Genomic DNA, 24,273 nt, shown 5'->3' on the forward strand with positions numbered 1-24,273 from the left:
CCCTCCCGCTCGCTCTGTATGATTTTGGATAATCATACCACATACCACCAAAGTATCTTCCAGGCTCTCATCACTACGACTACTTTTCTTAGACAAAAAAAAGACGACCTATGGCCGTCATCAAGTTATATAAAACGGGAGGGAAGTAGAGGAGTTCAAACGAACGTGTTTTGAGTTCGTGAATGATTACTTCTTGCTGGCGTCAGTCGTTGCAGCCTGTCCAGTGGAACCGCTGTTGTCAGTTCCCGCAGCACCAGGCGATCCAGTGCTGGTACCTGCATCAGAATTGGCATCTGTCGCAGGTGCTTCCGTAGACGAACCTTTGTCCGCAGAGGCATCCGTTGTAGACTGATCTTGCGAAACCGAGCTATCGGTCGATTGTCCGCTATCAGTAGTGGAGGAGCCCGGAGCGGTTTCGCTTGTCGTGCCCTCTGGTTGTGTCGCCGGTTCAGGTGTTCCTGTTGTGTCAGAGCAGGCAACCAAGCTGCCAGACAGGAGTAATGCGACAGTGGCAATGGAGAACCATTTTTTGTTCATGTTCATTCCCCTTTCATTCCTTGGCTTCGTGACCTTCTCGCTGTCACACCTATATCGTAACGGGCAAAGATAACCATTCTGTAAGGAAAGTGGGAAAAAACGATGTTCAAAATATGAAAAAAGTATGACCATGATCATTTGGAGTGGATCATGCTTTAGTTCTCCGGCTTAATCCTTGGAAGCCATATCGTAAAAGTACTGCCTTTCCCAGGCGTACTCTCTACTCTACATTTGCCATCATGCAGTTCTACCAGCTCTTTTACAATGGCGAGACCAAGTCCTGTCCCTTTATTGTTCTTGGAACGTCCCCGATCTACTTTGAAAAAACGTTCCCAGATGCGATCCAGGTCATCTGCGGCAATCCCCATCCCTGTATCGATCACTTGAATCTGTACGTATTCCTCTTCCAGCGAAGCACGCATGCGAATTTCACCTGTAGTCGTAAACTTGAGCGCATTCTTCACCAGATTTTTCAGAATTTGCGCGATCCGGTCCTTGTCAGCATAAATTCGCGGAAGCTCGTCCTCTACCTCTACTCCCATGCGAAGCCCTTTTTCCTCTGCTTCTTGATGGAAGGAAAAAGCAACCCGATTCATGACATCTGCCACATCGACAGGGAACTTGGCCAGATTTACTTCGTTGTTCTCCAGCTTCATCAAGTCCATCAGGTCATCCACCAAGCGATTCACTTGCATCGTTTCGGTGTACATCACAGCGTAATACTTCTGTCGCGCCTCTTCTTCTTCTACCAAGCCGTCTTGCAACGCCTCGAGAAAACCTTGGATCGCGGTGAGAGGCGTCCGCAATTCATGGGAGACATTCGCCAAAAAATCATTGCGCACTTGCTCCAGATGATGACGCTCCTGCTCTACCTTCTCCAGCTTCTGTGCCATTGTATTGATCGTCTGCGCCAAGTCGCTGATCTCGTCAGACGTATCGACCTGAACGCGCTCTGCATAATTCCCGCGACCAATTTCAGCCGCTGTTCTCTCAATGGTTCGCAATGGGCGGGAGATTGACCATGACAAATACGAAACCATGATCGTAGAAAGAAGCACCCCAAACAATGTCGCCCACAGAATCGACTCGCGCATTTGACCAAAGGTTTTCTCAATTCCTTCAATCGGCGCGTGCAAAATAATTCCGCCATAGACGTTTTCGCCCTCGCCCCACGGGACGGAGACCGACAACATCGGGTCATCCAGACCTTCGATTTGCAGCTCGGTTACCGCGCTTTTTCCGTGAAGCACGTTACTCGCGATGGAAACTGCCACGGACTTGCCCGTAAGCATCTCATCCTTCATCGAAGTCGCGACGATTTTTCCTTTCGTATCAAATAACCAGATGCGGGTATCAAATGACTCGTCCAGCATCGCCAGCTTGTCCAAGAGCTGTTTGTTTACTTCATTACTGTTATGGATAGCGGCATTCACTTTTTTCGCCATCCGCAAAAGCTCTTCTTCCTTGGCATTGTAGATGTACTCCTTCGTAAAAAAGGAGAGAACAATACCGGTAATCCCCAGCCCCACCAAAACGGTAGCCAAAAAGCTGACCAGCAGTCTGCGATAGATACTTTTCGACATGCCTAGCATCAGTTATCCACCCCAAACTTGTAGCCGATCCCCCAAACTGTTTGAATGCATTCATAAGGGAGCTTATCTAATCGCTGTCTGATCTTTTTAATATGAACATCGATCGTTCGAACATCGCCAAAATAATCGAAGCCCCACACTTGTTCCAGCAATTGCTCCCGTGACCATACACTTCCCGGAGATTTGACAAGTTGAACGAGCAGATCAAACTCCTTCGGGCGAAAGCTCACTTTTTCCCCGGCAACGATCACTTCTCGTTTATCCAGGTCAATCGTCAATTGATCAAAAGCAAATGTCCGAAGCACTGCCTCATCTTCTACTCTTGGCTTTGGCTGCAATCTGCGCATAATCGCGCGGATACGAGCAACGATCTCACGTGGACTAAACGGCTTCGTTACGTAATCATCCGCTCCGAGCTCCAAGCCGAGTACACGATCAAACTCCTCATCCTTTGCCGTCAGCATAATAATCGGCGTATCCCACTTCTTGCGGATTTCCCGACATGCTTCAAAGCCGTCCACCTGTGGCATCATGACATCGAGAATCACCACATCCGGCTGTTCCTTTTCCATCATCTCAAGAGCTTCTCTTCCATCTGTTGCTGAGATAAGCTCGATTTGTTGTTTTTCAAAATAAAGGCGAATAATTTCGCGTACGTTTGGATCGTCATCGGCAACCAAGACTTTCATCGTGGACATAGCCAATAACCTCCCTTCTTTCAAAACGACATAGAATGAAACATGTCGTTCAGACAATTTACGTTTTTCCATGGTAACATAGATCACCCGTGTTGTGGACGGATAGAAGTCCTATCCAGCTGGTAAAAGCAGGACAAGAATTGTTTGCGACATGAAAAAAGCGAGTGGACCTAAAGCCCACTCGCTCTTTATTCTTTACTTCGTTTCTCTTACAATCGGGACACTGCGTGTGAGGCTAGCCCACAACAACCCTAACAGTGCGCCTGCAAAGGCTGGCACCAGCCAACCAATTCCTACTTTGTACAGTGGCAATTGTTCCAAGATTGGCGTCAGAGAGTCGATAGACAATCCAAGCTGAGATGCTCCATCCAACAGACTGATGACAGCCGTTGCCGTGATCGCGCCTACGTATACGGCACGATGTCCATTAAACATCCGATCACAAAACGTCAGCAGCATCAGCACAATCGCCAGCGGATAAATCGCCATCAAGACAGGCACTGAGAAGGTAATCAGCTGCGTCAAGCCTACGTTTGCTACCGCAGCACTGAACACACACAGGATCACAGCCATTTTCTTGTAGGAGATGCTAGGAATACGACTCGAGAAAAATTGACTGCACGCTGTGACGAGTCCAACAGAAGTCGTGAGGCAAGCAAGCGTAACAGCTGCTCCCAGCAGGAGTGAGCCTAATGGACCGAACAGTTGCAGCACAACCCCAGTTAAGATCTGACCGCCGTTTGCTGATTTCGCAATCGAAACACTCGTCGCTCCCAGATAGCTGAGGGCAAGGTATACGAGTCCGAGACCCGTAGCGGCGAGAATTCCGGCTTTGATCGTAGACCACATCACTTTTTTGCGATCGATGATACCTCTATCCTGAACAGCCGATGTTACTACCAGACCAAATACCATCGCAGCCAACGCATCGAGTGTCAGATAGCCTTCGATAAATCCTTTGAAAAATGCTGTATCCTGATAGGCGCCTGTCGGCTGTCCTACCTCACCCAAAGGCGAAATGAGTGATTTGACAAACATCAGACCAATGATGATCAAAAGAGCAGGTGTTAAGATTTTACCGATTCGATCCACCAGCTTGCTCGGGTTCAGACTCAACCAGAAGGTGATGGTAAAATAGACGATCGTGGTCACAAAAAGCGGTACCCAACTGCCTTTCATGGATTCAGGCAAATACGGCAACACGCCCATCTCAAAGGTTACTGTACCTGTCCGCGGAATCGCCATGAATGGACCAATCGACAGATACACAATAAAGGTGAACACAGCTGCAAACATTGGATGGACTCTTGACGCCATCGTCTGCAAATTACCACCAGCCAAGCCTACCGCAATGATTCCCAGTAAAGGCAGACCTACACCGGTAATCAAAAAGCCGGCCATCGCGACCCAAACATTATCTCCTGCAGCTTGTCCTAGAGCTGGCGGAAAAATCATGTTCCCTGCTCCAAAGAATAGGGCAAACAGCATCAAACCAATTGTAATTGTTTCTTTCGTTGAAAGTTCTTTCATATGAATCCTCTCAATATTGTTTAATAAAATAAAATTTTCATTAGTATAACTTAAAATTAACTCACTATTCAACCTTTAATTTTTTAAAATTATTGAACTTTTGTTAAAAATGAAAGTTTTTACAGGTCAAATACCTCTTTTCTCTTGATCGCCCCCACTGCTTCCCATACGTAGAGACAATAGATACTACGCCATGGAGCCCACTTTTCCCCTATCTTGCGAATATCGTTTTCATTTGGCTTCGAATTCATTCCATAGAGGTGAACAATTCCATTTCGCAAACCGATGTCAGCAGCCGGCAACAAGTCTGGACGCCCCATCCCAAACATGAGAAGGCACTCTACTGTCCACCGTCCAATTCCTCGCAGCGAAGTGAGGTACGTAATGATTTCCTCGTCACCCATTGTCCATAGTCTTTCCAAATCTACCGTTTCATTCACAATGGCACGGGCGAAATCGATAATATACTCTGCTTTTCGCTGACTAAATTGCAGTGTACGCAAATCCTCTACAGTCAATCTCGCTACCGCGTCAGGAGTCGGAAAAGCGATGATGCCCTCGCCGTTTGGTTTTTCTACTGGGTCACCTGCCAGTGTCACCAGCCTCTCGGTCAAATTGGCTGCAAAGGTCAGATTGATCTGCTGCCCGACAATGGTCTTGACCATACACTGAAATAAATCTGCATCCAGCATAAGACGAAGACCGCGAAACCGCTCGGTCAGAATGGCGAGTTCCTTTTCCGCCCTCATTTGCTCGTAAATAACGGATAGATCCAAATCGGCACTAAAAGTACGGCGGATCATTTTTTCTAGCAGCTGCTGGTCTGTCGTGGACAAAATCGCCTGTGTCTCGTAGCGCAATGCGGGTTCTTCCAAGCTGCCCACAAATTGCATCTGGACCAGAACAGGCCGTATGCCGATACGAAAGACGCGCTCTAGGCTATTTTTTTCTTTATTCACACGTATCTGCGTATCTGGATGTGTCTCAAGACGCCGAAGCAACCGGTCAAAAGAATACGGGGGAGTAAGCGAAATAATCGAATAATTCACAAGACTCTCACCTTTCCAGATAAAATAAAAACCTCCGGAGAATCCTCCGAAGGTGTCAAGTATACTTCGCAAAGCTTATTTCGTAAACATCCCTTTGAGAACAAATTTTACGTTAGCCGGACTTTCTGCCAAACGGCGCATGAAATATCCATACCAGTCGTTTCCATACGGTACATAAACACGCATTTTATAGCCTTCGCGAGCCAAGTCAATTTGGGACTGCGTACGAATGCCATACAGCATTTGGAATTCAAACTGTGTGCGCGGGATGTTGTGTTCCTTTTCCAGCTTTTTCACAAAATCAATGATGTTGTCATCATGGGTTGCCACAGCAGCGTACCCACCGTTCAACAGATGCTGCTTGATGATTTTCTTGTAGTTCTCATCTACATCTGGCTTGTTCGGGTAAGCGACTTCAGGAGACTCCTTGTAAGCTCCTTTTACGAGACGGAAGTTCACTTTTTTGTCCTTCAGGCTGTCGATATCATCCGCTGCTTTGTAGAGATACGCCTGAATAACGGTTCCTACGTTGTCGTACTCTTGCAGTAATTCGTTCAGAATCTCCATGGTCACGTGATTGTGTGCATAGTCCTCCATGTCGATACGAACGAAAATGTTTCCGTTTTTCTTAGCCGAATCCAAAATGCGTCTCATGTTGTTCATGCAGAGCTCACGACTGATGTCCAGACCGAGCGAAGTCATTTTCAACGAGAGATTGCAATCGACACCGGATTGGTGGATCGCTTCCAGCGTTTTGATGCAATAGTCAGCAGACTCGTTTGCTTCCTCTACACTGAACACGAATTCGCCCAGATGATCCAGCGTGCACACGAGACCTTGCTGATTCAGCTTACGTACGGCGCTAATTGCCTCCGCAATGGTTTGACCGGATACAAAGCGACTCGCTCCAAAGCGCAGACCCCACTTTTTCGCGGCAGAATTTAAGGTTTTGTTTTTAGATAAAAATAGAAAGAAATCCTTCATAGCTTGTTCCATCGTTGACTGTCTCCTCCTCAACGTACTCTGTCCACTTCTACTAGCATGAATCGTGCCAACTTATTCTCGTAAGCGCTATCCTGAAGTCTCTACGTCACTTTCAACACATATGTACATTGCGTGTTTATTCTTGTACACTTTTGATTAGATGTACAACAGGGACGATCCCTTTTCCTGTTAGTTTGGATAAGAGGTGACAATTTGAAACCGTTATTTTCGTTGGACAGTACACTCTCTTCCTTTGCGATTCCGATTCCACCTGATATGGTCAAAATACGCGCAGGTGAAAACCTAGGTGAATGGGTTGATAAAGAACAAAAAGGCAGAGTCGTCATCGTCTCTCCTACAACTACGCTCGAACAAACCATCAGCCACATTCTCGCTAGCCCAGGCGTTTCCGATCTGCCTACACTCGTCATCGTGGATGAACAAGGGACTCCAACGGGAATGGTTGAGCCATACCAGCTCATGACTGCCTTTGCCGTGTTGACCCAAAACCAGTCTGCCCTGCTCAGTACGTTGATGGGTACGATGAGTGAGGCCGTCACTATCGTGGACTCTCGCAATGTTGTCCAACACTGGAATCGGGCAGCAGAAATAATTTATGAAATCGATCGCGAGCAAGTCGTCGGAACTTCTCTCGATGAGCACTTCGCCAGTGAATCGATCCGCCTGCTCGATGCCCTGCGTCAAGGGACATCTGTTCAACGTGTCTATCACATTCCTCGTCCTGATAGTCATGTACTCATTAATGCGGCACCGATTCGCCGCGAGGGTGAAATTATCGGCGCGATTTCCATTGAACAGGATATTACTGAGCTGGTTCGTCTCAATGAAGAATTAGCACATACGACGGCCCATCTCCACAATTTGCAGCAAGAGATGAGTCGGTTTCAGGCAGCAGACGATCCTTTTTATGCAATTAAGGGGCATTCCGCCTCGATACAATCCGCTATTGGTTCCGCAAAAAAAGTGGCGCAGACGGATGCGACTGTACTGATTTATGGAGAAAGCGGCGTCGGGAAAGAACTGTTTGCCAAAGCGATTCATCAGGCAAGTCGCCGACATGAGAAGCCTTTTATCGCGATCAACTGCGGTGCCATTCCTGCTGCGCTGTTCGAAAGTGAGCTGTTTGGCTATCAGGGCGGTGCTTTTACTGGAGCCGAGAAAAAAGGCAAGCCTGGCAAGCTGGAGCTGGCGCATGGCGGGACGCTTTTCCTCGATGAAATTGGGGAGCTGCCGCTAGAATTGCAGGTCAAGCTGCTTCGTGCCTTACAGGAACGGCAGTTTTACCGTGTAGGCGGAACAGAGCCGATCACCGTTAACACACGGATCGTAGCAGCGACAAACAGACAGCTGGAGCAAATGGTTGCAGACGGTCGTTTTCGCGAGGATTTGTATTATCGGCTGAACGTCTTTTCTCTGGAAATCCCGCCGCTGCGTGAACGACGCGAAGATTTGCCAGAGCTCGTGCAAATTTTCATTCATGAGTATTCCGTGGCCCATGACCACTCCGTACCACGCATCTCTCCCGAGGTCATGCAAGCGTTGTTCGAGTACAATTGGCCTGGGAACATCCGACAGCTTCGCAACGTCATCGAACGTCTGTCGATCCTGCAAGAAAACGGTGTTATATTGCCTGAGCATCTGCCGACTGTCATTCGCAGTCACGCAGAACCCACCCATGTTTCTGTGCACACACCGATTGGGGGAACGTATGCGCCGCCGACTCCGACGCCGCCGTCAATCCTACGTCCGTCGATTGCGTACACTGCTCCACCTGTGAACGAAAAAGAGCGCATTCTGGCAGCATTGGAGCGCACGTATGGCAACAAAAAGGCAGCAGCCGAGCTGCTCGGCGTATCTCGCGGAACCCTTTACAATAAAATGAAGAAGTTCAATATAAACGAGGAGTCTTTCAAATGGGATTGATCACATGGTCGGATGATAATACGTATCAAATCCATTATGCCGGGGAAACGATTGTCCTTTTGCCGAAGGAATACGCCTTGTTTCAATTTCTGTACACGTGGAAAAATCGGTCCTTTTCAAGGAGTGATTTGCTGGATCGCGTCTGGCCGCTGGAAGAGCCTACTGACCGTACTGTCGACGATCACATTTACCGCTTGCGGAAAAAATTACAAAAGTGGTCGCATCTGCTCACGATTGATACGGTCCGAGGAGTCGGCTATCGGCTTACGCTAAAAGAGCAGCAATCACCTAGTCCAACGATATTGAACAGCAACTTCTCAGAAACCATCAATAAAATGCTGAGCACCTATCACGGTATGGGAATGGGGGCCGCGTTGCAGACCCTTTATACTCATCAGAAGGTACTGGGCATTCAGATGGACCCATTTTACGCTACCTTTTTGCGATTTGTTGTCGGTGACTTCAACTGGTTTGTAGAGGATAAAGCTACACCCATTTCCGACAAGCTGTTTTATATGTTCCATTTGTACCATATGACGGAACTTGACTCGCAAAAAACATTAGAAATTTTACAATGGGCTCTGAAAAACGCGAAAAGTATGCCTGAAAATTATCAGGATGAGCTACAGATCACCGCAATCAGTGTCTACGCCCAAGCCAAAGAGTGGGAGCGAGCCAAAAAACAGCTAATACCTGCTAGAGAGGTTGTCGACCGAGTCAATTCACCCGGCTTTCGACTCTTTTTTCAAGCAGAAGAAGCCCTCCTGTATCTACTCATGGGTGAGAGTGACGAAGCTGAGAAAGTCATTCAACGCTCTGAGGAAATCTTGCAAGAACTCCCTATGCAGCGTGAGCTCGGCAGCTTTACCATTGCGCGCGGTCTTTGTCTGTACCATCGGCAGGAGATAACCAAGGCGCGCCGATTGGTCGATGAAGGTCTGGAAGTAGTACGTAACACCAAGTTCGTCCCCCATCTGATTTATGGCGTACAAATGATCTTGTTGTTCTTAAAGAACTTCGGCTACGATGCGGAATGGGAGCGCAAATACCAGAAAATGTGGGCGGAATTATCCGAAGAGTACAAGTTCGACTACTTGCAGAAAAAGATTCGTGCCATCATCCCATCGACTATCTGATATTCCTCTGACAAATCCCTTTTATCATCGAGTTAACAGATCGATGGAGGGATTTTTTTGTTAAAGGAAAATAGAACGTTTCGCACACTGTTCATCTCTTACGGACTGTCTACGCTTGGCGATTGGTTTGATTTTATTGCGGTATCCATCCTGTTAGGGTTTGTGTGGAAGGTTGATCCGATGACCATGGCTCTCCTGCCGGTTGCCTATGCGGCTCCAAGCATTTTGCTCGGGCAGTTTGCCGGGGTGCTTGCAGACCGCGTGAACAAGGTACGTATGATCATGACCATGAATATCATTCAGGCTGCTCTCACTCTGCTCCTACTTGCCATGCCTACTCCACTCTGGTTCCTGCTAGTCATTGCCCTGCGTTCAGGTGCCTCTGTCTTCAATGATCCAGCGCAACAGACCTTGACGCGTCAAATCGTACCTGAGAATCAATTGTTACAAGCCTCTGCTTTGAATGGAGCCGTATATCAGATGGGGAAATTGATTGGTCCACTTGCCGGAGGATTGGTAGCGGCCGTTTTTGCACCTGCCATTTGTCTGATGATTAATGCTTCGACCTTCCTTCTCTCTACTGGATTTCTGTTCACGATTCGGAAAGTGGAGAATACGTTGTCTCGTACCTCCGTAGAAGAGCAGCCTCTCCCTTACCGTCAAGCATGGCAAGAGGGCTGGCGGATCTTTTTGCAAAACCGTGTCCTGTTGTTCAGCACGATCTTCGCAACCGTTACCTCGTTGGCGATTCAATTGGCGGATACACAGTTTCCCGTGATCTTCCGCGAGAAGCTGCCCGACAATCCGGAAATGCTCGGGTTTACAGTCAGTGTCATTGGATTAGGCGCACTTGTCACCGTCACCTGGCTACATCGTTTAAAAGAGATGCGTTCCTATGGGTGGGTGCTGGGCGGTGGCGTTTTGCTCATCGGAATTAGCTTTTCGTGGATTGGATTTTTCCAGGCTGGTGCTGGCATGTATTGGCTGCTGATTCCCGCTTTATTGGCAGGAATCGGAACAGGTCTGACTTCGGTCGGCGTCAATTATCTGGTACAAAAAGAAAGCCCCCCGCAAGCACTGGGCCGTGTGAGGGGAATTATCGATTCATTGACGAGCGCCACTTTCATTATTGCTCCGTTGCTCGGTGGCGTCATTATGACCATCTGGGGTCCAAACACTGCCTTTTTATGGGTCGGAATGTTAATCGCTACGATTGGCGGAGCCGCTGTTCTCTTACAACAATGGATTTGGGGGAAACGAACAAAAGACGTGGCTGTTGCTACCGCTACGGCTGGATCGGAACGAGTCGGATAATTTTATCGTCCCCTTCTCTCGGATTTCCACGACCATCGCGGTTGTTGGTCAACAAATAGAGTGTGTCGTCTTTTCCTTCGACCACATCGCGCAATCGTCCGAACTCGTCTTGGAACAAAGTAGCAGCCTCCAATACCGTATGAGGTCGAGTAGCGTCTAAGCTAATTTTCTGAAGCTGCGTTCCCCTGAGGTTCGCTACGAGCAGTTGTCCTTTCCACGGCACTTTGGATACAAACGTCATGCCAGAAGGAGCCCATGTCGTATCACCGCTTTGCAGGAGGGGGGGTTTCATCCCCTCTTTTTGCTGTTCACCAGAAATGACCGGCCAGCCGTAATTTGCGCCTGGCTCGATCCGATTAATCTCATCATGTGCAGTCTGGCCGTGCTCCGAGCTGTAGAGTATTCCTGTATCCGGATGCCATGCGATGCCTTGCGGATTACGATGTCCATAGCTGTATACTGGTGAGCCAGAAAAAGGATTGTCGGCAGGAATGGTTCCATCCAGATTGATACGCAAAATTTTTCCGGCGAGACTTGCCCGATCTTGCGCAAGCATCGGCTCATGCGCATCGCCTGTCGTAATATAAAGACGCTGATCCGGACCGATTTTGATCCGTCCTCCGTTGTGGATCGAGCTTCCCGGGATTTTATCGAGGAGTACCTTGTCAATCTGTGCTGCATGGTTTGCTTCTCGCAGTCGCAGAACACGATTAAAAGTAGCCTCTCCCTCTTTGTATGTATGGTAAACGTAGAAGTAGTGGTTATTCGCAAAATCAGGATCGAGCACAAGGCCCAACAGCCCGCCTTCTCCCTCGCTGATGAACGGGGCAGGGAATGAGATGAGCGGCTCCGGCAACAGCTTGCCTGACTGGATCACTCGCACTCTTCCTGGTCGCTCTGTGAAAAAGATTCGACCATCCGAGGCTATATCCATCGCCCAAGGCACATCCAATTGATCAGCCAGTACCTCCATCCGATAGGGAAGAGACTGTTGAGCTGGCTGCGACTCTGGAGCAGGATTCGCCTCGCAGGCCACAACCGGCATACTCAAGATCAAGGTAAGGACACACACCATCCATTTTTTCCACATCTCACGTTTTCCTCCCTGTGCGATTTGTCCAGTAGGAACCAGGAAGCATTTAGACAAAGTTTCGCTTATGTACGCTTATGTTCCTCTTTTCGTTGTGCAAAAAATCTGTTTGGATATCCTCCAGCAGTTGTGCCGGGGCCGAAGCCCGGTGACATGTTTTCCAGTCGCCTGTATCCTCTCTCCGTTCGGGCGGTCTCCTTCCAAACATATCACCGTGCTTCCACAGCTGAGGTTGGGCGTCCAGCTTTTTAGAACATTTGTGTAGTTAATCAGAGAAGTCTTTCCGTTTTTCTTTATCTTTTTTTCCTCTTTTATGCCTTTAAAATGTTGACTGAAGCCGCGTAGGAAGAAGCGGATTTCCAGTCCAAGCGCCTCTGGAGCCCATCTCAGCTTCAGAATAATTGGCGGGGGTTTTCAGCTTCAACCTCTGAATTCCTTCGTCGAACCTCTACTTTTGAAGCGCTCCCGCCTATTATTCTGAGGCGGACAGCCGCAGATCAAAAAAGAGCAAAAAAAAAATTGGTCCCCATTGAACCAATTCACGAAAAGACCTACTCGATATTCACTTGTCTTCGTTCCTCGATTTGCCGATGCAAAATGTACTTTCGCAAATTGTGAAAATGACGTGCATTGATTCCTTTGATCGTACAGCCGTAAAAATAGTTCGGACCTTCTATTCGTTCATGAATGATAACCAGGTCAGTTTTCACTACCCCATCCGGGCGATTTCGACCATACAATTCAAAGGAAAAAACAATTTGCTGATCCGCAGGAATATGTTTGTCTGAGCGGAATGCCAAGCCTCCCAGGCTCAAATTCACCAAGTACACCATTTGACTATAAACGGAAAAAAATGAGTCTGGCTCCTGCGTCGGATACTGGATCCAGCCCTTAACCTCCATGTCGAAACGGGGATAGCGTCTGCGCTGTTCCCGAAACTCAGTAGCTGTTGGAGAGTGGAACAAAAACAAGCGATTTTTGTCTTTAGCCACGACTACGGCTTCAAACGTATTGATCGTTTCATAATCAGCCGTCAATAGACAAGGGATCTGATCCCCTACAGTGACATCCAATGGGCTGGGAAATACGGCTTCGATCAAGTCTCCTTCTTCATAGGTAACATGACCTTCTATCACTCGATTCCCTTTTCTAATTTGTATTATGCTTTCCATCTGCGTTCTCCACCACTTCGCACAAATATATTACCGGGATTTCCGAAATCTTTACCTGGATGCTTTTCGCGGAAAATAAGGTATAATGGGAACATTGACAGATAGGAGGTTACAGACCGATGAATCGTTATCAATTGGTAACACTGGCTTTGGCATTTTTGGTAACCGCCTGTCTCATCGGAGTTGGCATTGCCATTGGGGAAAAAAGCCCCCTCGGTATCCTTGGCTGTATCGTTGTTGCCTTCTCGTTGATGGGATTTGGCTTTTCGTACAAGCGCAAGCATATGCGCTAACCTCTTCTCCGTTATCGCCGTACAAGTAAACTGTTCACATAAAACAGGACAGAGGGCAAGCCCTTTGCCTGCTTCAGTAGTTGTCTAGCGATAGTATAAATGTGTGGCTGGCTCCGATTCACCTTGCGATCCGCGAGATAAAACGCGACTAGCCCGTCCACGATCATACGGTGAAATGCAGGATTTGGCAAGCGTTTAACGCTTGCCTTTGCTTGTTCTATGAAAAGCTTCAAGCGTTCAGTCGCTATCCGTTCTGAATCGTAATAGCTCACAAAGTTTAAATCTCCACCCATTTTATCTTCTTCCAGGTCAATTAAATAGTCTAATAAAATATGTAACCCGCACAGCCATGGAAAGTAAGCTTCACTTACCATTTGAATTTGCTCTTCCCCTACATCTGGATCAGTCGACAAGCAAAAAAGAGCGAATATCCCGATGGTCGAGCCTGTGACAGCCGCAAATTCTTGCCAGTACAAATCATGATAGCGTTCCTTATACTGATCCCACCACGTCAACAAGTGATCCTCACGCAAATGGGGAGCAATGTGCTTGTATACTTGCAAATCGCTATACAAACAAGAAAACTCGAGTATCTTTGCCTGGATTTTTTCATAGGCTGGCAATTGTACGACATGTTGTTGACAGTTCTGAACCAGCCCAGCCAAAAAGCCGCCGTCATCCTTATCCTCGCGGTACAAATAATAGTCGCGCAATGGCGCGCCTGGTGTCAGTGCATCCTGCATCGACACGTGAAGCTGACGGAAGTCTTGCGGGTCTAATGACGTGCTGCGATCACACAGATTATCCAAGTAGTCACTGATCGTTTGGTAGGCGACAATCAGCGGGACAATTGTCTCTACATGTGGGATGACCTGTGCAGCATAAACACATCCCCCCTGGCAGTGAAACTTTTTGGAGTTCATGCTGTCTTGTGCCTGTTTTCTCAGCTCGGGATTGGGAATCGCCTGTGCTCTTTTGTACCAGGCCGCAAACTCTCGCTCCAGAACAGGTTGCACATGACGATAGACTCGGTAAAGTAGCTGCCATGGATTACGTAGTTCGCTCACTTACTTCCCTCCCAAAACAAATGTAAAACGGAGGCATTCCCAAGCTTTTATCAGCTTACATCGAAGCCCTCGCTCATGACCAATAGAAATATCTTATCACATTTGGATGCCCACTCCAAAAGTCAGCCCTGAAATACACCAATTCGCCTTTTTGACTCCATATAGAGTACAAAAATAAATTTTTTGGCATTGATACGAGTAGAAGAGATCGTCATTTCCATCTGATTCTCCAGCTCTAGCATGCGTTTTCGCACCTCGGTAAAATCGAAGAATGTGGTCGCGTAGCTCTCGAATTTGGGATTGCTGTAATCGGTAAGCCCAAGGGAAGCCAGATGGGTTAATGCCTGATAAATGGATCTGCGAACCCGTTGTTCAGCGGCCTTCGTTTCCTTTTGGATCAAGACAGTCACTCCCTTCCCCAACTTGCGGGCAGCAATCGCCCAAAAAATATCGCGTAAAGGTGGGAGATTCACTTCCCCATCCCTTTCCTTCTCCCAGTGATACAGCCACTCCATCATGTCGAGTAAATCTTTGCTGCCTTTTTCGCTAATCATCCCCAGTTCGGTTAAGAGAAACCGTGCGGAAGACAAGATGCCCTTTTCATGATACGTTATTTCTTTTGAAAGAGCTGCCGTTACGTTCATACTGCCGGACAAAACGGAAAGCGACCGCTGAATACCCTCGATGGATTGCTGCAGCAATATGCGTTCCCGTACCTTTTGCAGAACACTGATGACCTCCAGTCGATTCACCGGTTTGGTCACGTAGTATTCGATCCCTGTCGCATACGCCTCTGCGATTATCTCCTTCGTTTCGATTTGCGAGATCATGACAATCTTGCCTGTAAAACGCCTCAGTTGGCGCACTGTTTCAATGCCATCTCGATTCGGCATCAAAAGATCAATCAACAAGATGTCTACTTGCTTCCAATTCAAAAAATCGTGGTCAATCTGTAAACCATCCTCTGCTTCCCCACTTACCTCTCCCAAATCAGCATCCTCAATGATCTGAGCGAGCATGAATCGAATCGCCGGGTCGTCGTCCACGATGAAGTAGCGCATTAGGTCACCCTTTCTGAATCAGAGTTGCGATTGGCAGGCGAATGCAAAATTGTGTGGTTTGTCCGCACGAGGCCTCGGCTATATCAATCCTTCCTTGGAGATTGTCTGTCACTTCCTTTACGTATGAAAGTCCTATCCCCGTGGAAGGCCTGCCTGATACATCGTATTTGGTCGTGAATCCAGGCATGAACAAGAGCTCCTTGTCCTCTACCACTATGCCTGGCCCATCATCGGTCACATCAAAATGAATCCACTCCTGACTCTCGTCAATCGAGGCAATGATCGAGATCATCCCCCGGTCGCGGATTGCTTCGACACTGTTGCCGACCAGATTGTTGATGAGTGAGAGTGTCGTGTAAATGTGGCAAGCGAGATAGGGCACCTCCACATTCGTTTCAAACTGAATGTCCTTCTCCAACAGTCTCGCGTACTTTCGTTGCACCTGAACTATAATAGCAATCAATTCGCCCAGTGGCATATAATCTCGTTCGTTCTCGTCAGAAATCAGCTTGGAAAGGCCTGCATATATGCGTTGATTGTCCTTTTTCACTTCATGCACTTGTCCGGCAAGGGACAGCAGCCGCTTTGCATATCGCTTGCTCGTCCCATCCTTGTGCTCCACCTCGTTCATCTCGCGATACAACTCATAGCAGCTGCGCGTGATTTCCTCAACCTGATGCAATGTCTTTTTTAGATGAACAGATTCCTCGTACAAGTTGGAAATGAGCATCAACATCTGCTCGTTTCGATTGCGCTGTTGCTTTTCCATCCATTTCGCCTGACGCAGCTGAATCATATTGAAAAAACTAAGGACAAAAAAACTGCGTATCAAAGCAATGACGGCAATCGGCCCTACGACCTCCAGCTGAAAGACTCCCTCCCAGGATACAGCACGAAAGGACAGCTCTACCAAATTGGCAGCTATTTCTGAGACTGTCCCCAACAGTCCCACCCAAAGCGGTCGATGATGTAGTGTATTAACGCGAAAAAGCGAGAATAGACAAGCAAAGGTAGCGTAATAGCAAAAGGCAGGGAAATGCATCTGAAGAGAAGGCAGAAACGAAAAGACATCTCCATACAAGAAATCTAAGATTATTCGAAATAGAACAACAATTAATCCAGTTACTATCCCTGCCAAGAAAGAAGGACGCAGCCACAATAAAAAAAAGAAAAAAGCCGTTGTACCAAAGCTAATACGGAAATCATCTTGAAACGGGTGGAATTTGAGCTCCCCGGCAATCGGGACAGCAATGAGCATAAGCAGCAGGATCGAAAGGGTCTCTCTCATAAAATGTTGCCCGCACTTCCTGTTTATTTCTTAGTTTACTATATTTTTCTATAGATTTTTGTAGTTTTTTATAGACCTCCCCTTACAATGCCGAAGAAAGCCATATAAACAGAACATTTAGACTAGGGGGAATTATCTTGAAGAAGCGTCATTTTCTTCTCTCGCTCACACTGCTTCTGTCCATGTCGCTCATCACGGCATGTGGTGGCGGCAACTCTTCACAAGGAGGTGCAGGTGGAGGCGCCGATCCCTCCCAATTAATTATTGCAACAGGCGGTACAGGCGGCACTTATTTCCCACTCGGTGGCGGCATGGCTGACCATATAACGAAAAACGCTGGCCTCACTGCTACAGCACAAGCCACAGGCGCTTCAGCAGAAAACATTCGCCTCCTTCGTGATAAAAAGGCAGACATCGCCTTCACGCAAAACGACATTGCCGAGTATGCGTCAAAGGGAACGAACATGTTCCAGCAAGACGGTAAAATTGATTCCTTCCAAGCATTGGGCGCTCTCTACGATGAGACCATCCAAATCGTCGTCTCTGCTGACAGCAATATTAAAAGCGTTGGCGATTTGAAAGATAAGCGCGTATCCGTAGGCGCTCCGGGAAGCGGCACTGAAGTGAACGCTCAGCAAATTTTAGAAGCATATGGCATGACCTTTGAAGACACCAAGCTCCAGCGCCTCTCCTTTGCTGACTCGGCCAAAGCCATTCAGGACGGCCAATTGGATGCTGCCTTCCAAACTGCTGGTACGCCTACCGCAGCAATCACGGAGCTGGCAGCGACAACTGGCGTAAAAATCATTCCCATTGACGCGGACAAAATCGATGCGATCATCGCCAAATACCCTTACTACGTGAAAACGAATGTCCCCGCCAATACGTACCAAACCGTTCCGGAAGAAGTGACCACCGTCTCCGTCAAATCAATGCTTTTGATTCGCTCCGATCTCAGTGAAGGCCTCGTGTACAAAGTAACAAAGGCGATCTTTGAGAACAGCGACAAGCTCGGTCACGCCAAAGCCAAAGAAATCAAGCTGGAGAACGTGAAGAACGGCGTCAGCATCCCTGTTCACCCGGGCGCCCAAAAGTACTTTGACGAAAAAGGCGTGAAGTAAAGCCAGATGGTTTTTATCCAGGAAGTATCAAAGCGAAGAGGGCGGACGTTGTTCCGCCTTTTCTCCTTCTTTCTTCTCGTCATTGTCATTTATGTGGGCATCGCCACTCCACTGATTCCCGCTCTGGTTATCCGGGATACACAGTCGAATCAGGTAGTTTGGCGTGCAAACATACACAATGAAGCAGCCTTTGGCATCCGCTGGACTCATTCCATTCATCGGTCGACAATCGAGGAGCAATACCGGATTGTCGATGGTCAAATTATTTTGTCAGAGATGAGCTTTCACGACTACGGTATCGGCATGGAAAATGAATTGGCTCCTGGCGAGGAGCTGATTCTGGCCGATGGACGATTCCACGTTCGCAATATGCAGCGCTCTTTTCCTGCCCTACGGCTTTTTATCGGGCAAGTACGGGCTAATCATACGTTGCTTTTCGCTGGACAGGATATTCCGTTGAGCTTGATCTACAAGCCGGGAGAAGCCATCACGATTCAGGCAGAAAAGCGATCCATTCTGAGCGAGTTAGGAGGTTACTAGATGAGTACAACAACGAATATGAACCAGCAAGAGATGGATAAGCTGATCGCGCAATACGACAAGGAATCAGCCACACGCCAGCTTGCGGGTCCCATGAAGTGGATTTCTTTTGGTTTACTTGTCCTCTTCTCCCTGTACCAGTTATCCAGCACGCTTTTCTTCACGCTGCCTCCCCAGATTCATCGTCCGATCCACTTGGCCTTCGGTCTGGCACTTGTCTATCTGTTATATGCAGGAACACCCAAAGGCAACCATAACAAAATCGGACTCGTGAACATGATTCTCGCCTTGTTGGGTGTCTTCGTATCGCTGTATTGGGTCATTGACTACGAAGGACTCGTAACCCGAACAGGTAACTATACGACGATGGATATGGTGGTCGGCGGTATTGCCATCGTGCTCGTCCTAGAGGCTGCACGACGAGTCGTCGGAATTCCAATCGCTCTCATCGCCACTATTTTTCTTTTATACACCTACTTCGGACCTTACATGCCAGGCTTTTTGGAGCATCGCGGCAGTGATGTCGAACGGATTATCGGGCACAGCTACTACACACTAGAGGGTATTCTCGGTACTCCGCTCGCCGTTTCCTCTACCTTCATCTTTTTGTTTGTGCTGTTTGGCGCGTTTCTCGAAAAAACAGGGGTCGGTGAGTATTTTAACGATTTGTCGCTGGTCATTGCAGGCAAACGAATCGGAGGCCCTGCGAAGGTGGCCGTATTTTCCAGCGCCCTGCAAGGGACGATTAGCGGCAGCTCCGTTGCCAATGTCGTTACCTCCGGCGCCTTTACCATCCCGATGATGAAACGGCTCGGCTATCGTTCCGAATTTGCCGCGGCGGTGGAAGCCTCGTCCTCTACTGGTGGACAAATCATGCCGCCTGTCATGGGGGCTGCTGCCTTTTTGATGGCGGAATTCATCGGCGTTCCTTACTTGGAAATCGCCAAATCTGCAATCCTTCCTGCGATTTTATTTTTCGTGGGCATCTGGATTATGACGCACTTCGAAGCAAAGCGCCTCGGGTTACGCGGACTCTCTAAGGAAGAACTACCGAACAAAAAAGAAGTTTTGAAAAAAATGTACTTGCTCCTCCCCATCGTGATCATTATTACCGCTCTGATGATGAACATATCAGCCGAGCGCTCCGCGATTATCGGCATCATCTCCACCATTATCGTGGGCGCCTTCCGAAAAGAAACCCGCATGTCTATTGCTGATATTTTAGAAGCACTTGCCTCAGGTGCCAGAATGGCTCTCGGTGTCGTGGCCGCAACTGCGTGTGCCGGAATTATCGTCGGTACGATTACGTTGACTGGGATCGGATTGAAGCTGGCAAATGGCTTGATTGATTTGGCTGGCGGTCAGCTTTTCCTTACGCTGTTTTTCACGATGATCGCATCGCTTATCTTGGGCATGGGAACACCTACGACGGCGAACTACATCATCACTTCTACCATCGCTGCCCCGGCACTCATTCAATTGGGTGTACCAGCTATCGCTGCTCACATGTTTACGTTCTACTTTGGAATCGTTGCAGACATTACACCGCCAGTTGCGCTTGCTGCCTTCGCTGCATCAGGCATCGCCAAGTCAAAGCCGATCAAAACAGGTGTAGAATCCACGCGGCTTTCGATTGCCGCCTTTATGGCTCCCTATATCTTCGTCGTTTCACCAGCCTTGCTGCTGATTAATACCACCTTGCTCGAATCGATTTGGGTTATGCTGACTTCAACGCTTGGGATGATCGGGGTGGGAGCAGGGTTGATCGGCTATTGGATGTCCAAGCTAAACGTCTTGGAGCGTATCCTTGCAGTTGCAGGTGGCGTGCTCGCGGTCATCCCTGGGATCGAAACGGATATCGCCGGTTTTATTTTGCTAGGGCTCGTTTTTTCCTTATCGTATTACAAAGCTCGCAAACAAAAACAATCTGTGCAAACGACAATATAAGAAAACAAGCAAAAACCCTCCCAAGCATTCGTTTCCTTTTGCCAGGAAGCTCTTTTGCTTAGGAGGGTTTTCTTCTTTTATTCTTCTTGTTCGCTTCGAATCATTTTGGTCCAGCCGTCTACTTGCTCCACGCGGCGTTCCTTCATCAGCTTGCCGAGTGCCCGCTTGAAGCTGGACTTGCTCATTTGGAATTTTTCTCGGATGACTTCTGCTTCTGTCGAATCGGTATAAGGCATGGCCCCGTCACGATTGATCATATAGCGCAGCAGCTTGTCCGCATCTTCGCCATACTGCACTTCTTTGCGCTCTTTCATAGAACCGTTCAGACGGCCATCCTCACGTACAAAGCTAATTCGGCAGCGCACAGTTTGTCCGAGGCGCAGACGCCCTACCATTTCATCACGATGAATGAAAAGGATATGCTCGTCCTCCGTCAACAGGAATGCACCTGCTTGAATCACTTTGTAGACCGTACCTTCTACAGACTGGTTTTTCATACTCTGATCTGCCATTGCTGCGATCTTGACAATTTCGTTTTCAGTGACTGGCTTTGCCAAGAGTCTGCCGAGCTTGTCCTGCTTCAGCGCTACCAGCATTTGATCCTTGGGACGCGGCCATTCATCAGTATGCTTGGGCAGGTCATCGATGAACAAGAGCAGATCCTTGTTAATGCCGTTGTCCAGGAATACGCCCATGCGCGGAGAAATGTCCACGACTTCCAGCCAGCCGTATTCACCCATGCCGACATGAGGCATGTCCATGGTCGCAGCCAGTCGGTTTTCGTGATCATGGTACAAAAACACTTCGACCTCATCATCGATATGTAAACGCTCGTGCGCTTCATTGGCATGGAGAAACACTTCATCTTTGCCATCGCGCAAAAAATAGCCGATTTCCGTTTTTCGCGCTACCGTCATGGTAAGCGTCATCCCTGCCTCCAAATTGCCGTTCTGAATGATTTGGGGCTCACGCTTTTCACGCATTTGTCTTTTGTACATATTTATTTTTTCCTCGCTCTCTACCATTGTGCACACTAACTATACCCATCCCCCGCAAGAAAATACCACAACTTTTTTCTAACAAAATAACGATGCGAAACGAAATAGGCAAGTCTTCCATTCACGGACATACATATGACAGTAAGACTGGCTTGGCCCTACTTTTCCAAGACTGGAGTGACTCTTGCCTATGCTGTTGTTGCTTGAACATATTTTTCTCGGCATTGTACAAGGCTTGACTGAATTTTTACCGATATCAAGCACGGGTCATCTCGTCCTGTTTCGCAAAATGTTTGGTATGCAGGAGGTAGGCCTTTTATTTGACACGATGCTTCATTTCGGTACGCTGATCGCTGTCGTTATCGTCTTTTGGCCACAAGTTCGTTTTATCATCATGAATCCGATGAGCAAGCTGACAAAGCTATTGGTCGTAGGCACGATCCCTACCGCAGTGATCGGACTCGCCTTTGAAGATTATTTTGAAGAAATCTCCCAGACAGGCATTACGATCGGCTGGGAATTTCTCGCGACAGGGGCGATCCTCTGGGCAGTGGAGTCCATGCGCCGTGGAAATCGGAGATTCCAGGAAATCAACTACAAGGACGCCCTCCTCATCGGAACACTGCAAGGTGCAGCGATCCTGCCTGCTATTTCCCGCTCAGGGCTGACGATTGCCGGTGCTCTCCTGCGCGGAATCGACCGTGCTGATGCTGCGCGCTTTTCTTTTTTAATATCCTTGCCCGCGATTCTGGGTGCTTGTGTCTTGCAAACAGTCAAGCTCGTAGAAACACCGCTTGAAACAGCTTTATTGATCCCGATGCTCGTGGGCACCATGTTTGCCGGACTAGCTGGCTATGTAGCCATTCGCTGGATGCTTACCATCATCAGTACAGGCTCGATGAAAGGCTTCGCTATCTACGTCTGGGTATTGGGCGGGTTAATTTTACTCATGCAGCTCGTGGGCTGGTAATGCGAAAAAAGCCGGCTGCTTGCTCGCCGGCTTTCATCTACTTTCTTCCTTGTCTGGATAACGGCTGGCAATTAATTTGCCTACCAATAAAATGATGCCATAGAACGCTGTTGCCAAAAGCGAAGTAGCCAGCCACGTCGCCGTCCCCAGCACCAGATAAAGTGCGGCATGAGCAACAAAGATACCTACCAGCCACACCATAATGTTCATTCGATTAAAAAACGTCATCAAACTACGCAATTACCTCGCACCTCCACCATTCCATTTACTACTGTTATAGCCGATGAAACGGTGTTTTATCCCCTTACCGCTCTCCAAGATCAGGATGAGGCACAATAACCGCAAAGCCTGCTTGCTCCAGAATTTCTGCCAGTACGAAAAGAGGCGTGTCGGCAACCTCTCTGTACATTTTCGGCGTATGCAGATGGATCGCATCAGGAAAGTCTTCACTTAAATGGGTTCGCAATTTTTTCCCGCTGTCATCTTCATCGGTAAATAGGTATACCTCATCTGCATCTGCTGCTTCTGTTTGAGCCAGCAACTTCTCCCCCTTTTCCAAGCTGTAGGAACCGTATGTACAAAGAATAGTGACAGGCTCAGCCAGCACCCGAAGCAAGCGTTCTTTGTCTGTCTTCCCCTCCACGATCATGACACACCCTGCCATCCGTTCCCATCCTCCTGACGCACGCACGTTTTTTTATAGTATACCTCAACTCTCACCTAGGAAAATGAGGATGACTACTCCCTTTCGAAACAAGACATCTTAAGAAAGCATCCATTAACAAACAGGGGGTAGTAACATGTCCAAATTCAAAAGTGCCAAAAACCTGAATCAAAAAGGATTAGCCGTAGCAGGGCTAACCAGTAGTACGGTTGCGGATGATACACATACCGAAGACAACCAAGGATCTTCCTATCTGCATCAACACAACAACGAAAATAGGAAGAATCAAAAATAAAAGGAATGAAATGGTTGCCTGGATAGAGTTTCCTTAGTAAGATAGTTTTATGAATATTGAACAACTTGAACTAGCCGAAAAGCGAATCAAGATTTTTAAAGCGTTGGCAGATGAGACAAGGCTAGCCATTTTAAAGACCTTGTATCATTCCGGCAACGAGCTAAATTGTACAGAAGTGGGCTTTACCTGCGACACCTCCAAGTCCAATGCCTCCTATCATTTCAAGACACTTCGAGAGGCAGGACTGATCAAAGTCAGAAAGGATGGGCAAGCACGGTACATGAGCATATATAAAGAAACCTTCGATCAAATATTGCCTGGCTTTTTAGATACCTTGTGATTGGTATCTTTTTTTGCTCATTAGTTAAAAAGTTATTTAATTATAGAATCATAAAATAGAGCTCCTATTTTTGATGATCTTTTTCTTCACCATGTTTTTGATCAACTTTATTTCCTATTGGTTGGCCTTATCCAAGAGTGTAATGTGAAAAAACTTATTTTGTTCAACTTCGTTAAGATATAATTTCATTTCTAATGTAGGCTTCTCTGACAGCATAGATTTGCTAGTATCAAAAATCTTTTTTGGGACGGAGAATGTTAGGTTTATTGTCTCTTTGGGAGTGATATTTAATTTATTTCCCCTACCTTCAACTTTAAAATTGTTCTGCTTAATCACGTCTTCTTCTTTTATGTTAAAACTAAGATAAACATTGTTTTGTTTGATTAGGTAAGGGGTGTTGTTTGTAATTTGGTAAGCATATACTACCTCATTATTTCCCTGCTCTATTTTAACGAATGATAATTTCACATTATTATCTAATTCAGTTAACACATTCGAGCCCATATCGGGGTACCTATCATTGTAATATGAGTATCCTATTATAATTACAACAATTATAAATACAATCGCTAGTATTGCTAAAATATTCTTCTTTATCATAAATATCCCATCCCCTTCTAAATGTGGCGAAAGGTGCCAACAA

The 24,273-nt window shown here is 47.4% G+C and carries 25 protein-coding genes; 10 read left to right on the forward strand and 15 right to left on the reverse strand.

Annotated elements, in window-relative coordinates; genetic code table 11:
• Positions 1-186: 186 nt before the first annotated feature.
• The 6 genes from C7R92_RS07010 to C7R92_RS07035 form a co-directional block, all read right to left on the reverse strand.
• Positions 187-537, reverse strand: coding sequence for a hypothetical protein (locus tag C7R92_RS07010; RefSeq protein ID WP_017250046.1), 351 nt, complete (start codon positions 535-537; stop codon positions 187-189).
• A gap of 155 nt (positions 538-692) precedes the next feature.
• Positions 693-2,129 (reverse strand): sensor histidine kinase, encoded by a 1,437-nt coding sequence (locus C7R92_RS07015; RefSeq protein ID WP_106833693.1) that lies wholly within the window; start codon positions 2,127-2,129, stop codon positions 693-695.
• The gene (locus C7R92_RS07020) at positions 2,129-2,827 is read right to left on the reverse strand and encodes a response regulator transcription factor (protein WP_017250044.1); all 699 of its coding nucleotides are present in this window, start codon (positions 2,825-2,827) and stop codon (positions 2,129-2,131) included. The genes C7R92_RS07015 and C7R92_RS07020 overlap by 1 nt, the downstream gene beginning before the upstream one ends.
• Before the next feature lie 195 nt (positions 2,828-3,022).
• Complete coding sequence (gene brnQ, locus C7R92_RS07025; protein WP_106833694.1) at positions 3,023-4,357, reverse strand: branched-chain amino acid transport system II carrier protein; 1,335 nt, start codon at positions 4,355-4,357, stop codon at positions 3,023-3,025.
• Positions 4,358-4,476: 119 nt separating this feature from the next.
• A complete protein-coding gene (locus C7R92_RS07030; RefSeq protein ID WP_106833695.1) occupies positions 4,477-5,406 on the reverse strand; it encodes a DNA-3-methyladenine glycosylase family protein in 930 nt (309 codons plus the stop codon).
• Between the two features lie 75 nt (positions 5,407-5,481).
• On the reverse strand, positions 5,482-6,402 hold the full coding sequence (locus tag C7R92_RS07035) for a proline dehydrogenase family protein (RefSeq protein WP_017250041.1): 921 nt from the start codon (positions 6,400-6,402) through the stop codon (positions 5,482-5,484).
• Positions 6,403-6,603: 201 nt separating this feature from the next.
• Between C7R92_RS07035 and C7R92_RS07040 the strand changes: the two genes are divergently transcribed.
• Genes C7R92_RS07040 through C7R92_RS07050 form a run of 3 tightly spaced genes read left to right on the forward strand, consistent with a single transcriptional unit; the run spans position 6,604 to position 10,784 of the window.
• On the forward strand, positions 6,604-8,334 hold the full coding sequence (locus C7R92_RS07040; protein WP_106833696.1) for a sigma-54 interaction domain-containing protein: 1,731 nt from the start codon (positions 6,604-6,606) through the stop codon (positions 8,332-8,334).
• A complete protein-coding gene (locus C7R92_RS07045) occupies positions 8,325-9,470 on the forward strand; it encodes a winged helix-turn-helix domain-containing protein (protein WP_106833697.1) in 1,146 nt (381 codons plus the stop codon). The genes C7R92_RS07040 and C7R92_RS07045 overlap by 10 nt, the downstream gene beginning before the upstream one ends.
• Before the next feature lie 57 nt (positions 9,471-9,527).
• A complete protein-coding gene (locus C7R92_RS07050) occupies positions 9,528-10,784 on the forward strand; it encodes an MFS transporter (protein WP_106833698.1) in 1,257 nt (418 codons plus the stop codon).
• On the opposite strand, the gene C7R92_RS07055 is transcribed toward C7R92_RS07050, so the two are convergent.
• Positions 10,756-11,874, reverse strand: coding sequence for a PQQ-dependent sugar dehydrogenase (locus tag C7R92_RS07055; protein ID WP_106833699.1), 1,119 nt, complete (start codon positions 11,872-11,874; stop codon positions 10,756-10,758). The two genes, C7R92_RS07050 and C7R92_RS07055, sit on opposite strands and share 29 nt — an antisense overlap.
• A gap of 551 nt (positions 11,875-12,425) precedes the next feature.
• Positions 12,426-13,046 (reverse strand): PilZ domain-containing protein, encoded by a 621-nt coding sequence (locus C7R92_RS07060; RefSeq protein ID WP_069846830.1) that lies wholly within the window; start codon positions 13,044-13,046, stop codon positions 12,426-12,428.
• A 119-nt stretch (positions 13,047-13,165) separates the two neighbouring features.
• Here C7R92_RS07060 and C7R92_RS31965 point away from each other — a divergent pair, with 119 nt between their 5' ends.
• Positions 13,166-13,339: a YlaF family protein gene (locus C7R92_RS31965; RefSeq protein WP_007722723.1), complete on the forward strand. Its 174-nt coding sequence runs from the start codon at positions 13,166-13,168 to the stop codon at positions 13,337-13,339.
• Positions 13,340-13,350: 11 nt separating this feature from the next.
• Here C7R92_RS31965 and C7R92_RS07065 read toward each other — a convergent pair whose 3' ends face one another.
• The 3 genes from C7R92_RS07065 to C7R92_RS07075 form a co-directional block, all read right to left on the reverse strand.
• Entirely contained in the window at positions 13,351-14,406 is a 1,056-nt protein-coding gene (locus tag C7R92_RS07065; RefSeq protein WP_106833700.1) for a tetraprenyl-beta-curcumene synthase family protein, read from the reverse strand.
• A gap of 122 nt (positions 14,407-14,528) precedes the next feature.
• Complete coding sequence (locus C7R92_RS07070) at positions 14,529-15,467, reverse strand: response regulator (protein WP_069846835.1); 939 nt, start codon at positions 15,465-15,467, stop codon at positions 14,529-14,531.
• Between the two features lie 4 nt (positions 15,468-15,471).
• Positions 15,472-16,755: a sensor histidine kinase gene (locus C7R92_RS07075; RefSeq protein ID WP_106833701.1), complete on the reverse strand. Its 1,284-nt coding sequence runs from the start codon at positions 16,753-16,755 to the stop codon at positions 15,472-15,474.
• A gap of 137 nt (positions 16,756-16,892) precedes the next feature.
• Here C7R92_RS07075 and C7R92_RS07080 point away from each other — a divergent pair, with 137 nt between their 5' ends.
• Genes C7R92_RS07080 through C7R92_RS07090 form a run of 3 tightly spaced genes read left to right on the forward strand, consistent with a single transcriptional unit; the run spans position 16,893 to position 20,363 of the window.
• Complete coding sequence (locus C7R92_RS07080; RefSeq protein ID WP_106833702.1) at positions 16,893-17,876, forward strand: TAXI family TRAP transporter solute-binding subunit; 984 nt, start codon at positions 16,893-16,895, stop codon at positions 17,874-17,876.
• A 6-nt stretch (positions 17,877-17,882) separates the two neighbouring features.
• Positions 17,883-18,416, forward strand: a complete 534-nt coding sequence (locus tag C7R92_RS07085) for a DUF1850 domain-containing protein (protein ID WP_106833703.1) — start codon at positions 17,883-17,885, stop codon at positions 18,414-18,416.
• Complete coding sequence (locus C7R92_RS07090; protein WP_106833704.1) at positions 18,417-20,363, forward strand: TRAP transporter permease; 1,947 nt, start codon at positions 18,417-18,419, stop codon at positions 20,361-20,363.
• 77 nt (positions 20,364-20,440) lie between these two features.
• Here C7R92_RS07090 and C7R92_RS07095 read toward each other — a convergent pair whose 3' ends face one another.
• Positions 20,441-21,361, reverse strand: coding sequence for a CvfB family protein (locus tag C7R92_RS07095; protein ID WP_069846846.1), 921 nt, complete (start codon positions 21,359-21,361; stop codon positions 20,441-20,443).
• A 190-nt stretch (positions 21,362-21,551) separates the two neighbouring features.
• Here C7R92_RS07095 and C7R92_RS07100 point away from each other — a divergent pair, with 190 nt between their 5' ends.
• Complete coding sequence (locus C7R92_RS07100) at positions 21,552-22,331, forward strand: undecaprenyl-diphosphate phosphatase (RefSeq protein ID WP_167403190.1); 780 nt, start codon at positions 21,552-21,554, stop codon at positions 22,329-22,331.
• A gap of 33 nt (positions 22,332-22,364) precedes the next feature.
• Here C7R92_RS07100 and C7R92_RS07105 read toward each other — a convergent pair whose 3' ends face one another.
• Both C7R92_RS07105 and C7R92_RS07110 read right to left on the reverse strand, forming a co-directional pair.
• Positions 22,365-22,571 carry a hypothetical protein gene (locus C7R92_RS07105; RefSeq protein ID WP_017250027.1) on the reverse strand — a complete coding sequence of 69 codons (207 nt, stop codon included), beginning with the start codon at positions 22,569-22,571 and terminating at the stop codon, positions 22,365-22,367.
• 64 nt (positions 22,572-22,635) lie between these two features.
• Positions 22,636-22,995: a toprim domain-containing protein gene (locus C7R92_RS07110; RefSeq protein WP_017250026.1), complete on the reverse strand. Its 360-nt coding sequence runs from the start codon at positions 22,993-22,995 to the stop codon at positions 22,636-22,638.
• Positions 22,996-23,131: 136 nt separating this feature from the next.
• On the opposite strand from C7R92_RS07110, the gene C7R92_RS32270 reads away from it, so the two are divergent.
• Together C7R92_RS32270 and C7R92_RS07115 are read left to right on the forward strand one after the other, a co-directional pair.
• Positions 23,132-23,290 (forward strand): hypothetical protein, encoded by a 159-nt coding sequence (locus C7R92_RS32270; RefSeq protein WP_167403191.1) that lies wholly within the window; start codon positions 23,132-23,134, stop codon positions 23,288-23,290.
• A 49-nt stretch (positions 23,291-23,339) separates the two neighbouring features.
• Positions 23,340-23,630 (forward strand): ArsR/SmtB family transcription factor, encoded by a 291-nt coding sequence (locus C7R92_RS07115; protein WP_106833706.1) that lies wholly within the window; start codon positions 23,340-23,342, stop codon positions 23,628-23,630.
• 114 nt (positions 23,631-23,744) lie between these two features.
• Here C7R92_RS07115 and C7R92_RS07120 read toward each other — a convergent pair whose 3' ends face one another.
• Positions 23,745-24,230, reverse strand: a complete 486-nt coding sequence (locus C7R92_RS07120) for a hypothetical protein (RefSeq protein ID WP_106833707.1) — start codon at positions 24,228-24,230, stop codon at positions 23,745-23,747.
• Positions 24,231-24,273 lie beyond the last annotated feature (43 nt).

This window comes from Brevibacillus porteri (assembly GCF_003013475.1).
Taxonomy (GTDB): Bacteria; Bacillota; Bacilli; order Brevibacillales; family Brevibacillaceae; genus Brevibacillus; species Brevibacillus porteri.